A 15,005-nucleotide genomic window follows, 5' to 3' on the forward strand; every position below is an offset into this window, starting at 1 on the left:
TATACCGGAAGGGCGAAGACATTCTGAAAAGGCCCCGCTTGCGGGAGAGGCAAAGGAAACTACGCCGCAAGGATCTGCAGATACCCTGTCGCGAAAGCGGGCATCTCCATCCGGGCAGAATTGAGAGATCCCCGCCTGCCGCTTGCGTGGGGATGGCGGCTTCGGGGGAGGCAAGGTCCTGTCTCCACGACCCGCCGCCGGGGATTTTCCTCAAATTGCAACGGCTTGTTGCCGTGGCGCCACAGGGGCGGCGTCGGCGCCACGAATGGGACGCCGTGACAATTATTGGGACGCCCAGCGGAGTGACGGCATCCGACTCATAAGGAATTCTTGCATCGTCCGGTTTCTGGAAAAGATTTGAGAAACAAGGCCCTCCCGAGGGACGCCGTTGGGTGAAGATGGGAACGGCCTTTACTTCGATCTTCTTCGGCCCGGCGATGCGGAAGGACGATGGTCCTGGCCAATCCTGCGCGACCGCCGTGATCCGGCGGGCTCGGCAGGTATCGGCCGGCCATGCGGGGGAGGGGTGGATGACTCGATCGGATGATCGGTCCCCGGATGTCGGGGCGGCGGGGCCAGGCGCATCCGCCGACGGCGTATTTGCGGGCGGGCCGGGCGGCCGGCCGCCGGATCCGCGGCACGGGCCCACATCCGAGTCCTTCATCCAGCAACCGCCGGACGCACCGGCGGCGCACGCGTTTCAGACAGGCATTTCGCGAGGGAGTGACATCATGAGCGGCAGGCAGATCGAGTCCCGGCAGAGCGTCCGGCGTCATTCCCATTTCGCGAACAACTGGGTCGCCGGTGCCGACCAGCCCAGCAAGTCCCTGCGGCGACGCCTGATGGCGGCGCTGCGCCGGGCGCATCGCGCGCTCGGCATGAAGCGGGACCGGCTCGGGCTGGGGGCCCTCGGCACCGGCGGCACGGTCGGCGGCGCCACCCTCGCCGCCGGCGGTGCCGAACCGGCCACCCTGTTCGGGGTGCTGCGCCGGGCCAGGGGGCTCTACGCCGCCATCTCGCTGGCGACGCTCGTGGCGCAGCTTCCGACGCAGGCCTTCGCGCAGGCCATCTTCGGTCCCGGCAGCAGCGGCACCGGCGGCAACCCGACCGCCATCGGCAACGGCGCCACGGCGACCGGCAACAACTCCACGGCGCTGGGCACCGCCACCAGCGCAACCGGCGACGGTTCGATCTCGATCGGCTATCAAAATGGGTCCAACGGCCTGAACGCGATCGCCATCGGCGTCTTCTCGAACGCGACCGGCGTCAATGCCCTGGCCGTCGGCGGAAACGCCCGGGCCCTGGTGGACGGGGCATCGGCCTTCGGCGTCAACTCCACGGCCAGCGCCGTCGGTTCGCTCGCCCTCGGCGCCACCTCCTCCGCCCTTGCGGGAAATGCGACGGCGCTGGGCATCAGCTCGAAGGCCAGCGGCGGCAATTCGATCGCCGCGGGCACCAGCGCCACGGCGAGCGGCGCCAGCTCGGCGGCCTTCGGCCCCGGCGCGCTCGCCAGCGCCATCCAGTCGACAGCGCTGGGCTTTTCGGCACAATCGACCGCCGAGAACTCCGTCGCGGTCGGGTCCTCCTCCATCGCCAGCGGCCTCGGCTCGGTGGCCATGGGTCTGTCGGCCAATTCGAGCAACAACAGCTCGATCGCGATCGGCTGGCAGTCGATCTCTTCGGCCGTGAACTCGGTCTATCTCGGCGCGCGCACCGTCGCGGGAACGGGCGCCACCGCGGAGAGCGCCATCGGCATCGGCACCGATGTGACGGCCTCTGCAGTGGACGCGCTCGCCATGGGCCGCGTCTCGAAGGCGACGGGTGTTCGTGCCGTCGCGATCGGGACGGTCGCCAACGCCGCGGGTGAGAGCGCCGTCGCGGTCGGCCCCACCGCCAGCGCGGCCGGCAACTTCTCGCTGGCCACGGGCAACGGGGCCGTGTCGAGCGGGGTCGGCTCGGTGGCGTCGGGGTCGGGGGCTCAGGCCACGGGTGTTTCCGCCTCGGCGGTCGGCAACAACGCCGCTGCGCTCGCCGACAACGCGACCGCGTCGGGGGCGGGCGCCGTGGCGGGCGGTCTGAACTCCGCGGCCGTGGGCGCTTTCGCCAATGCCACCGGGGCGAACGCGTCGGCCTTTGGCAACCAGGCCAATGCCAGCGGCACCAATGCCCTGGCGGCCGGCTACACGACCCAGGCGTCGGGCAACAACTCGGCCGCCGTCGGCGTCAGCTCCACGGCGTCGGCCGATGGCGCGATGGTGCTCGGCAACAACTCCACCGCTTCGGCTGTCAATTCCGTCGTGGTGGGCACCAGCGGCACTGCCAGCGGCCTCAACGGCATCGCCATCGGCACCGAGGCCAATGCCTCGGCAGGCGCGGCCACCGCGATCGGTGCGCTGTCCGCGGCCTCCGGCATCGGCTCGCTGGCTGTCGGCGACGTCGCGACGGCATCGGGCGCGCGCTCGACGGCGCTCGGCGCGTCCTCCAAGGCCCTCGCCGACTCGACGGTGGCGCTGGGCGACACCAACACGGTGGCGGCGGCGGCCGGCCCCGGCTCGGTCGCGATCGGCCACAATTCGACGGTGAACGGCGGCACGGGCGCGGTGGCGATCGGCGAGGGCCAGGTCGTCAACGGCAACGGCGCGGTGGCGATCGGCGACCCGAACACGGTGACCGGCACCGGCGCGGTCGGCATGGGCGCCAACAACACCGTCAACGGCACCGGCGCGGTCGGGCTCGGCAACGGCAACACCGCGACGGGCCAGGGCTCGGTCGCGCTCGGCAATGCCAGCAGCGCCGCGGGCGCCGGCTCGCTCGCCTTCGGCGACGCGGCCAAGGCCACCAATGCCGGCGATGTGGCGCTGGGCTCGGGCTCTGTGACGGCGGCGGCGGTTGGCACCGCCAGCACCAAGATCGGCGGCACCACCTACAACTTCGCGGGCACGACGCCGGCCAGCACGGTCAGCGTCGGCGCCGCGGGGGCGGAGCGCACCATCACCAATGTCGCGGCGGGGCGGGTCGCGCCCGACTCGACCGACGCGATCAACGGCAGCCAGCTCTTCGCCACCAACAAGGCGATCGAGGCCATCGCTGCCGGCAACTCGCCGCATTACTACAGCGTGAACAGCGCCACCCAGCAGGCGAACTACACCAACAACGGCGCGACCGCCGCCAATGCGATGGCGGCCGGCGTGGCCGCCGCCGCGTCGGGCACGAACGCGACGGCGGTCGGCTTCCAGACCAAGGCCAGCGGGAATCAGTCCTTCGCGGCCGGCGACTCGGCGAACGCAACGGCCAGCCAGTCGGTCGCGATCGGCACGACAGCCGCAGCGGCGGGAGCGAGCGGCTCGACCGCGGTCGGCGCCGGTTCCATTGCCGGCGCCACCAACAGCTTGGCGGTCGGCGTCTTCTCCAATGCAGCGGCCGAAGGTGCCACGGCTGTCGGCCCCGGCGCGGGCGCCACGGCGGTACGCGCCGCGGCGATCGGACCGAACGCACGTGCCAGCAACGAGGCGGCCTCGGCACTGGGCTTCCAGGCCAATGCAACAGGCCTCAATTCTACGGCAATCGGCGCCGGGTCGGTTGCGTCCGGCGCGGCGGCGGGCGCTTTCGGGGTCAGCGCCAAGGCCAGCGGCAATAGCTCTCTGGCCATGGGCGGCGGCGCCATCGCCTCATCGGATTTCTCGATGGCCGTCGGCCGCGCCGCCCAGGCGACAGCGGCGAACGCCACCGCCGTTGGCCTTCTTGCCACTGCCAGCGGCGAAGGTTCATTCGCGGGTGGCCAGAAGGCCAATGCCGCAGGGCTGTTTTCGACTGCACTCGGGAATGCGTCCGTCGCAGCGTCCGACGGTGCCACGGCCCTGGGGAATCAGACCAACGCGACCGGCGTCAACGCCACCGCGGTGGGCAATGCCGCGCGCACCAGCGCCACGCAGGCCGTGGCACTCGGAGATGGCGCCACGGCTGGCAATGCCGGCGCGGTGGCGCTGGGCTCGGGCTCGGTGACGGCGGCGGCGGTCGGCACCGCCAGCACCAAGATCGGCGGCACCACCTACAACTTCGCCGGCACGACGCCGGCCAGCACGGTCAGCGTCGGCGCGGCGGGCGCCGAGCGCACCATCACCAATGTCGCGGCCGGCCGGATCGCGATCGACTCGACCGACGCGATCAACGGCAGCCAGCTCTTCGCCACCAACAAGGCCCTGGAGGCGACCATCGCGGGCGCGGCCGTCCACTACTACAGCGTGAACGACGGCGGCACGCAGCAGGGGAACTACAACAACGACGGCGCCACCGGAGGCAACTCCATCGCGGCGGGCGTCGGGGCGTCGTCCTCGGGCCTCGGCTCCACCGCGATCGGCCTCCTCGCATCGTCCTCCGGCTCGCAGTCCGCCGCGCTCGGCCGGAATGCGAATGCCGGCGGCGACTTCTCGGTGGCGCTCGGCTTCACCGCCTTGGCACCGCAGGCGAACGCCACCGCGCTGGGTGCCCTCGCCAACGCCACCGCGGAGAGCGCGACAGCGCTCGGGCACTGGTCGAACGCGACCGCCAACGTGGCCACCGCGGTCGGCAACAACACCCAGGCGTCGGGTGTCGCCGCCCTGGCCGCGGGCAATTCGGCGAACGCGACCGGCCTGTCCTCCACCGCCGTCGGCAACGCCGCGCACGCCTTCGCCGACTACACGACGTCGGTCGGCTTCCTCGCGACCACGACGGCCGCGAAGGCCACCGCAATCGGCGCCAACGCCAATGCGGGGGCTGCGAACGCGACGGCGGTGGGCAACGCCTCGCAGGCGCTGGCGGCTTCGACCGTGGCGATCGGCGACACCAATACAGTGGTGGCCACGGCCGGCACCGGCTCGGGGGCCATGGGCCACAACTCGAAGGGGAACGGCGGCACCGGGGCGGGGGCGATCGGCGAAGGCCAGGTCGTCAACGGCAACGGCGCGGTCGCGATCGGCGACCCGAACACGGTCACCGGCACCGGCGCCGTCGGCATGGGCGCAAACAACACGGTCAACGGCACCGGCGCGGTCGGGCTCGGCAGCGGCAACACGGCGACCGGCCAAGGCTCGGTCGCGCTCGGCAATGCCAGCAAGGCCACGGGTGCCGGCTCGCTCGCTTTCGGCGACGCGGCCAAGGCCACCAATGCCGGCGACGTGGCGCTGGGCTCGGGCTCGGTGACCGCGGCGGCGGTCGGCACCGCCAGCACCACGATCGCGGGCAGCACCTACAATTTCGCCGGCACCAGCCCGACCTCGACCGTCAGCGTCGGCGCGGTGGGTGCCGAGCGCACCATCACCAACGTGGCGGCGGGCCGCATCGCGCTGGACTCCACCGACGCGATCAACGGCAGCCAGCTCTTCGCCACCAACAAGGCGGTCGAGGCGCTCGCCGCCAGCAACCCCGTCCACTACTACAGCGTGAACGACGGCGGCACGAAGGGCGCCAACTACATCAACGACGGCGCCACCGGCCTCAACGCCATGGCGGCCGGTGTCGGCGCCACGGCCTCGGGCGGACAGTCGGTGGCGGTCGGCTATAACGCCGCCGCGTCCGGCGGGACCACGATCGCCGTCGGCCCCAACGCAACAGCCACCAGCGGCGGCACCGGCGGAGCCATAGCCCTGGGGCGCTCCGCCAAGGCCACCGTGTCGAGCGGCGACGGCTCGCCGATCGCTATCGGCATCAATGCCAATGCGAGCGGGGCGGCCGGCACGGCGCTGCCCGGCGGCTTTGCGTCCTTCGAAGCGGTCGCGATCGGCAATGGCGCGGCCGCCACGGGGCAGGGCGGCGCGGCCTACGGGACCTCGGCCAATGCGGCGGGCACCTGGTCCACCGCCCTCGGCGTCTCCAGCACGGCGTCCGGTGATCGCACGACGGCGGTCGGCGACCTGGCCAATGCGGCGGGGGCCGAAGCCCTCGCCGTCGGCAGCGAGTCCTCGGCCGCCGGGCAGGGCGGGATCGCCCTGGGCGCCAAGGCCAGCGCCGCCGGCAACCGCGGCGTCGCGCTCGGCTACCAGACCAAGGCGAGCGGTCTGGAGGGCGTCGCGATCGGCAACCTGACCGAGGCCACCGCGACCAACGCCACCGCCCTGGGTAACCAGATCATCGCGGGAGGCGAGGGCAGCGTCGCGATCGGCGCCAACACCGGCCTGGCCACCGACGCGGCCTCAACCAACAGCGTCGCCATCGGCTGGGGGGCGAAGGTCGCCAATGCCCCGTCCTCGGTGGCCCTGGGCGACACGGCGGCCGCCAATGCGGCGGATGCCCTGGCCCTCGGCCACAACGCCACCGCCGGCCAGGCCGGCGCCGTGGCGCTGGGCTCGGGTTCGGTGACCGCCGCGGCGGTCGGCACCGGCGGCACCACGATCCGCGGAACGAACTACACCTTCGCCGGGGCGACCCCGACCTCGACGGTCAGCGTCGGCGCGCCGGGGGCGGAGCGGACGATCACCAATGTGGCCGCCGGCCGCATCGGGCTGGACTCGACCGATGCCATCAATGGCAGCCAGCTCTTCGCCTCCAACCAGGCGATCGAGAATCTGGTGAGCAGCACGGCGACGCACTACTACAGCGTCAACGACGGCGGCACCAAGGGCGGGAACTACGACAATGACGGCGCCACCGGCCTCAACTCCGTGGCGGCCGGCGTCGGGGCCGTGGCCAGCGCCCAGAGCGCGACGGCCATCGGCGACAGCACCGTGGCCAGCGGGCTGCAGTCGCTGGCGGTCGGCTCGAACGCGAAGGCCACCGACACCAACGACATCGCCATCGGCAGGGACACCACGGCCGCCGGGCTGTACTCCACGGCCATCGGCGCCGGGACCGTGGTCAACGGCCAGAACGGCACGTCGCTGGGCGTCGCCGCCAACGCGACGGGGGTGAACACCACCGCCCTCGGCGGGTTCGCCGCGGCGTCGGCCGCCAACGCCACGGCGGTCGGCATCAACGCCAAGGCGTCGACCGCGGATGCGCTCGCCCTCGGCAACGGCGCCACGGCTGGCACCAATGCGGGCGACGTGGCGCTGGGCTCGGGCTCGGTGACCGCGGCGGTGGTCAACACGCCCAGCACCGTGATCGGTGGCAAGAGCTACACCTTCGCCGGCACCGCGGCGACCAGTACGGTCAGCGTCGGCGCGCCGGGGGCGGAGCGGACGATCACCAACGTCGCGGCGGGCCGCATCGCGCTGGACTCGACCGACGCGATCAACGGCAGCCAGCTCTACGCCACCAACAAGGCGCTGGAGTCCAGCATCGCGAGCGGGGCCGTCCACTACTACAGCGTGAACGACACCGGCAAGAATTCGCCGAACTACAACAATGACGGCGCGACGGGCGCTTATGCGATGGCGCTCGGCCCGGCGGCGATCGCCGCCGGCGACGGGGCGGTCGCGATCGGGCGCGGCGCCGGCATCGGCTCGACGACCGGCAGCACCAACTCCATCGCCATGGGCCTCGGCGCCGGCCAGTTCGTCAGCGGCGCCCAGAATGTCGGCCTCGGCGCCGGCATCAACGGCACCATGCGGGGTGCCGGCACGGGCGTGACCGGAACGCGGAACGTCGCGATGGGCTCCGGCGACGGCACCGTCGACTATGACGCCACGTCGAAGGCCTCCGCGGGCAACCTGGTCACCGGCGACGACAACGTCGCGATCGGCACCAATGCCGGCATCGGGGTCGCGGCCGACAAGACGACCTCGATCGGCTACAACGCGAATGCGTCCGCCGACAACGCGATCGCGGTGGGCACGCAGGCCGTCGCCGACGCCGCCGATGCGGTCGCCATCGGCACCGGCGCCAAGGCCACGGGCGGCAAGGCGGTCTCGATCGGCACGGGCAATGTCGCCACCGGCGACGGCGCCGTGGCGATCGGCGACCCGAACACCGTGACCGGCACCGGCGCGGTCGGCATGGGCGCCAACAACACCGTCAACGGCACCGGCGCGGTGGCGCTGGGTAACACCAACACCGCGACGGGCCAGGGCTCGGTCGCGCTCGGCAACGCCAGCAAGGCCACGGGCGCCGGCTCGCTCGCCTTCGGCGACGCGGCTTCGGCCGGGAATGCCGGCGACGTGGCGCTGGGCTCGGGTTCGGTGACCGCGGCGGCGGTGGGCACGGCCAGCACCAAGATCGGCGGCACGACCTACAATTTCGCCGGCACGACGCCGACCAGCACGGTCAGCGTCGGCAGCGCCGGCGCCGAGCGGACCATCACCAATGTAGCGGCGGGGCGGGTCGCGCCGGGCTCGACCGACGCGGTCAAAGGCAGCCCGCTCTTCGCCCCCAACCAGGCGATCGAGGCCATCGCCGCCAGCACCCCGCTGCACTACTACAGCGTCAACGACGGCGGCACGCCCCGCGGGAACTACATCAACGACGGGGCGACCGGCCTCAATGCCATGGCAGCGGGTATCGATGCCGTGGCCGGCGGAGGGCAGGCGGTCGCCATCGGGTACCAGTCCAATGCGAGCGGTCTGGAAAGCACGGCCCTGGGCTACCGGAGCATTGCGACCGGCGTGAATGCGACCGCGCTCGGCAACCAGATCCAGGCGGACGCGGACGGCAGCATCGCGATCGGTGCGAACACCGGGATCGCGGTGGACGCAGCGTCGACCAACGGCGTCGCCATCGGCTGGGCGGCGAAGGTCACCAACGCGCCGTCCGCCGTGGCCCTGGGCGATACGGCGACGGCAACTGCCGAGGACGCGCTCGCCTTGGGCGCCGGGGCAACCGCCGGCAATGCCGGCGCCGTGGCGCTGGGCTCCGGCTCGACGACGGCGGCCGCGGTCGGCACCGCCGGCGCGACGATCGGCGGCAAGGCCTACACCTTCGCCGGCGCCATGCCGGACAGCACGGTCAGCGTCGGCGCCGCGGGGGCCGAGCGGACCATCACCAACGTCGCGGCGGGGCGGCTTTCGGACACCTCGACCGACGCGGTGAACGGCAGCCAGCTCTTCGCCACCAACCAGGCGGTGGACAGCGTCACGACGACGGTGACCAACATCAACAACGGCGCGGGCATCAAGTACTTCCACGCCAACTCGACCGAGCCGGACTCGCAGGCGCTGGGGACGGACTCCGTCGCCATCGGCCCGAACGCGGTGGCCAACAACGAGGGCGACATCGCGCTCGGCTCCGGCTCGACGACGGATGCGGCGGTCGGCACGGCCGGCGCGACCATCGGCGGCAAGGCCTACACCTTCGCCGGTGCGACCCCGGCCTCGACGCTCAGCGTGGGTTCGGCGGGGGCGGAGCGGACCATCACCAATGTGGCGGCTGGGCGGCTGTCCGACACCTCGACCGACGCGGTGAACGGCAGCCAGCTCTTCGCCACCAACCAGGCGGTCGACAGCGTCACGACGACGGTGACCAACATCAACAACGGCGCGGGCATCAAGTACTTCCACGCCAACTCGACCGAGCCGGACTCGCAGGCGCTGGGGACGGACTCCGTCGCCATCGGCCCGAACGCGGTCGCCAACAACGAAGGCGATATCGCCCTCGGCTCCGGCTCCACCACGGACGTGGCGGTCGGCACGGCCGGCGCGACGATCGGCGGCAAGGCCTACACCTTCGCCGGCGCGACCCCGAGCTCGACGCTCAGCGTCGGGTCGGCGGGGGCGGAGCGGACGATCACCAACGTGGCGGCGGGGCGGCTTTCCGACACCTCGACCGACGCGGTGAACGGCTCGCAGCTCTTCGCCACCAACCAGGCGGTGGACAGCGTCACGACGACGGTGACCAACATCAACAACGGCGCGGGCATCAAGTACTTCCACGCCAACTCGACCGAGCCGGACTCGCAGGCGCTGGGGACGGACTCCGTCGCCATCGGCCCGAACGCGGTGGCCAACAACGAGGGCGACATCGCGCTCGGCTCCGGCTCCACGACCGCGGCAGCAGTCGGCACGGCCAGCACCAAGATCGGCGGCACCACCTACACCTTCGCCGGCACCACGCCGACCTCGACGGTCAGCGTGGGCGCGCCGGGGGCGGAGCGGACGATCACCAATGTCGCGGCTGGCCGGATCGCGCTGGACTCCACCGATGCGATCAACGGCAGCCAGCTCTTCGCCTCGAACCAGGCGATCGAGACCCTGGTGAGCAGCACGGCGACGCACTATTACAGCGTCAACGATGGCGGCACCAAGGGCGCCAACTACGACAATGACGGCGCCACCGGCCTCAACTCCATGGCGGCCGGCGTCGGGGCGTCGGCCACGGCCGCCGACGCAGCGGCGATCGGCTCCGGCGCGACGGCCGGCAATGCCGGGGCCGTGGCACTGGGCTCGGGCTCGGTGACGGCGGCTGCGGTCGGCACGGCCAGCACGACGATCGCCGGCACCACCTACAATTTCGCCGGTGCGACGCCGACCAGCACGGTCAGCGTCGGCAGCGCCGGGAACGAGCGGACCATCACCAATGTGGCGGCCGGCCGGGTCGCGCTGGACTCCACCGACGCGATCAACGGCAGTCAGCTCTTCGCCACCAACACCTCGGTCGACACGCTGAACACCAAGGTCGACAACATCAACAACGGCGCGGGCATCAAATACTTCCGCGCCAACTCGACCCTGGCCGACAGCCAGGCGACGGGGATCGACAGCACGGCGGCCGGTCCCGAGGCGGTGGCCTCGGTGCAGGACGGCGTCGCGGTCGGCCACGGCGCCACGGCGGGCGCCAATGTCGGTGACGTGGCGCTGGGCTCGGGTTCGGTGACCGCGGCGGCGGTCGGCACGGGCGGCGCGACGATCGGCGGCAAGGCCTACACCTTCGCCGGCGACACGCCGACCTCGACGGTCAGCGTCGGGTCGGCGGGGGCCGAGCGGACGATCACCAACGTGGCGGCGGGGCGTCTCTCCGACACCTCGACCGATGCGGTGAACGGGTCGCAGCTCTTCGCCACCAACCAGGCGGTCGACAGTGTCACGACCACGGTGACCAACATCAACAACGGCGCGGGGATCAAGTACTTCCACGCCAACTCGACCGAGCCCGACTCGCAGGCGCTGGGTGTGGACTCCGTCGCCATCGGCCCGAACGCGGTGGCCAACAACGAGGGCGATATCGCCCTCGGCTCCGGCTCCACCACGGACGTGGCGGTCGGCACGGGCGGCGCGACGATCGGCGGCAAGGCCTACAGCTTCGCCGGCGCGAACCCGACCTCGACCCTCAGCGTCGGTTCGGCCGGGGCCGAGCGGACCATCACCAATGTCGCGGCCGGGCGGCTCTCCGACACCTCGACCGACGCGGTGAACGGCTCGCAGCTGTTCGCCACCAACACGGCGGTGGACAGCGTCGCCAACGAGGTCACGACCATCACCGGCAAGTTGACGCACTACTACAGCGTCAACGACGGCGGCACCAAGGGCGCGAACTACGACAATGACGGCGCCACCGGCACCAATTCGGTGGCGGCCGGCGTCGGCGCCAGCGCCACGGCAGCGGATGCGCTGGCCCTGGGCAGCGGAGCCACGGCCGGCGATGCCGGCGCGGTGGCCCTCGGCTCGGGCAGCACGACGGCGGCGGCGGTCGGCACCGCCGGCACGAAGATCGCCGGCAACACCTACACCTTCGCTGGGACGACGCCGAGCAGCACGGTCAGCGTCGGCAGCGCCGGCAACGAGCGGACCATCACCAACGTCGCCGCCGGGCGGATCGCGCTCGACTCCACCGACGCGGTGAACGGCTCGCAGCTCTTCGCCACCAACACGGCGGTCGACACGCTGAACACCAAGGTCGAGAACATCAACAACGGCACGGGGGTCAAATACTTCCACGCCAACTCGACCGAGCCCGACTCGCAAGCCCTGGGAATTGACTCCGTCGCCATCGGTCCGAACGCGGTGGCCAACAACGAGGGCGACATCGCCCTCGGCTCCGGCTCGACGACCGCGGCAGCGGTCGGCACGGGCGGCGCGACGATCGGCGGCAAGGCTTATACCTTCGCCGGTGCGACGCCGACCTCGACGGTCAGCGTCGGGTCGGCGGGGGCCGAGCGGACGATCACCAACGTGGCGGCGGGGCGTCTCTCCGACACCTCGACCGATGCGGTGAACGGGTCGCAGCTCTTCGCCACCAACCAGGCGGTCGACAGCGTCACGACCACGGTGACCAACATCAACAACGGCGCCGGCATCAAGTACTTCCACGCCAACTCGACCGAGCCGGACTCGCAGGCGCTGGGGACGGACTCCGTCGCCATCGGCCCGAACGCGGTGGCCAACAACGAGGGCGATATCGCCCTCGGCTCCGGCTCCACCACGGACGTGGCGGTCGGCACCGGCGGCGCGACCATCGGCGGCAAGGCCTACACCTTCGCCGGCGCGACCCCGACCTCGACGCTCAGCGTCGGGTCGGCGGGAGCGGAGCGGACCATCACCAACGTCGCGGCGGGGCGTCTCTCCGACACCTCGACCGATGCGGTGAACGGCTCGCAGCTCTACGCCACCAACCAGCAGGTGACGGCCAACACCACCGATATCGACACGATCAACAACATCATCGGCGACATCAACAACGGTGGCGGCATCAAGTACTTCCACGCCAATTCGACCGAGCCTGACTCCCAGGCCCTGGGTGTGGACTCCGTCGCCATCGGCCCGAACGCGGTGGCCAACAACGAGGGCGACATCGCCCTCGGCTCCGGCTCCACCACGGACGTGGCGGTCGGCACCGGCGGGGCGACCATCGGCGGCAAGGCCTACACCTTCGCCGGCGCCACCCCGACCTCGACGGTCAGCGTCGGGTCTGCGGGGGCGGAGCGGACCATCACCAACGTCGCCGCCGGCCGTCTCTCGGACACCTCGACCGATGCGGTGAACGGGTCGCAGCTCCACGCCACCAACCAGCAGGTCACCGCCAACACCACCGATATCGACACGATCAACAACATCATCGGCGACATCAACAACGGCGCGGGGATCAAGTACTTCCACGCCAACTCGACCCTGGCCGACAGCCAGGCGACCGGCACGGACAGCGTGGCGGTCGGGCCGACGGCCGTGGCGCTGGTGCAGGACGGCCTCGCCATCGGCCACGGGGCGAGCGCAGGCGCCAATGTCGGCGACGTCGCCCTCGGTGCCGGCAGCGTCACCGCGGCGGTGATCAGCACGTCGGGGACGACGATCGCCGGCAAGGCCTACACCTTCGCCGGGGCCAACCCGACGAGCACGGTCAGCGTGGGCGATGTCGGGGCCGAGCGCACCATCACCAACGTGGCGGCAGGGCGGCTCTCCGACACCTCGACCGACGCGGTGAACGGCAGCCAGCTCTTCGCCACCAACCTGGCGGTGAACACGCTGGGCACCCAGATCAACAACGGCGGCATCGGCCCGGTCCAGTACAGCAACCCCGGCACGCCGACGACGCCGAACGGCGGGGTGCCGACCTTCGATCTGACCCTGGTGGGCAAGGGCTCCGGCCCGGTCAAGCTGCACAATGTCGACGTCGGCTTGGTATCCAAGACCTCGACCGACGCCATCAACGGCAGCCAGCTCTACGGCGTCTCGCAGAGCGTCACCAACATCCTCGGCGGCAACTCCAAGGTGAACCCGGACGGCACCGTCACCGGCCCCACCTTCAACATCCAGGGCAAAGGCTACACCACCATCTACAACGCCTTCGAGGCGGTGGACGGCAGCCTGACGAACATCAACAACCAACTGGACAACATCAACAACGGCGGCGGCATCAAGTACTTCCACGCCAATTCGACCCTGGCGGACAGCAAGGCGGTCGGCACGAACTCCGTGGCGATCGGGCCGGCCAGCACGGCGGGCGGCAACGACAGCTTCGCCGCGGGCAACGGGGCGACCACGGCGTCCGGGGCGACGGGGGCCGTCGCGCTGGGCAGCTCCTCCTCCGCCGGTGCCTCGGGCGCCACGGCGCTGGGCCAGGGGGCGACCGCGACCAACGCCAACGACGTGGCGCTGGGCGCGGGCTCGAAGACCGCGGCCGCGGTCGGCACCTCGAGCGCGTCCTTCAACAACTTCACGCTCGACAACTTCGCCGGGACCAACCCGACCAGCACGGTCAGCGTCGGCGACGTCGGGGCCGAGCGCACCATCACCAACGTGGCGGCGGGGCGGATCTCCGCCACCTCGACCGACGCGATCAACGGGTCGCAGCTCTATTCGCTGGCCAATGTGGTCGACAACGCGGTCATCGGCGGCGGGGGCATCAAGTACTTCCACGCCAATTCGACCCTGGCGGACTCCGTCGCCTCCGGCACCAACAGCACCGCCATCGGCCCGGCCTCGACCGCCAGCGCCAGCAACGCGATCTCGATGGGCAACGGGGCGGGCGCCTCGGCCAACAACGCGATCGCGATCGGCGCCGGGGCGCAGGCGACCAAGGCCAACTCCCTGGCCCTGGGCGCGGGCTCCACGACCATGGCCAACCTCTCCGACGCGGCCTACGCGCCGGTGGTGGGCATGAAGACCGCGGGCGTGGCCACCGGCGAGGTGTCGTTCGGGTCGTCGGGGTCGGAGCGGCGCCTGACCAACGTCGCCGCCGGCTCGGCCTCGACCGACGCGGTGAATGTCAGCCAGCTGACGGCGCTGGCGAATGTCTCGGTGAAGTACGACACCGACGGCTCCGGCAACCTGACCAACCGGATCACGCTGCAGGGCGGCAACCCGAATGCTCCGGTCACGATCGGCAATGTCGCGCCGGGCGTGAACGGCACGGATGCGGTCAATGTCGACCAGCTGAACGGCGCCTTCGACTCGCTCAACGGCAAGATCAAGGCGGCGCGGCGGGAGGCCTGGCAGGGGGCGGCGATCGGCATCGCGGCATCCTCGCTGCAGTTCGACCCGCGTCCCGGCAAGGTCAGCGCCGCGATCGGCGGCGGCATGTGGCACGAGCAGGGGGCCCTGGCCCTCGGCCTCGGCTACACCGCCGAGACCGGCTGGGTGCGGGTCAACGCCCGGGCCGTCACCAGCGGCGGGGACTGGGGCGCCGGCATCGGCGTCTCCTTCACCCTCAACTGAGGACGGAAGGGC

Annotated in this window: 1 protein-coding gene; it reads left to right on the forward strand. The window is 71.6% G+C overall.

The genetic code is table 11. The annotated features are described in order from the left end of the window. Nucleotides 1–731: 731 nt before the first annotated feature. Nucleotides 732–14,993 (forward strand): hypothetical protein, encoded by a 14,262-nt coding sequence (locus LG391_RS30435; RefSeq protein ID WP_225772170.1) that lies wholly within the window; start codon nt 732–734, stop codon nt 14,991–14,993. The last annotated feature ends 12 nt before the right edge of the window (nt 14,994–15,005 follow it).

The sequence above is a fragment of the Inquilinus sp. Marseille-Q2685 genome, from assembly GCF_916619195.1.
In the GTDB taxonomy this organism is placed as follows: domain Bacteria; phylum Pseudomonadota; class Alphaproteobacteria; order DSM-16000; family Inquilinaceae; genus Inquilinus.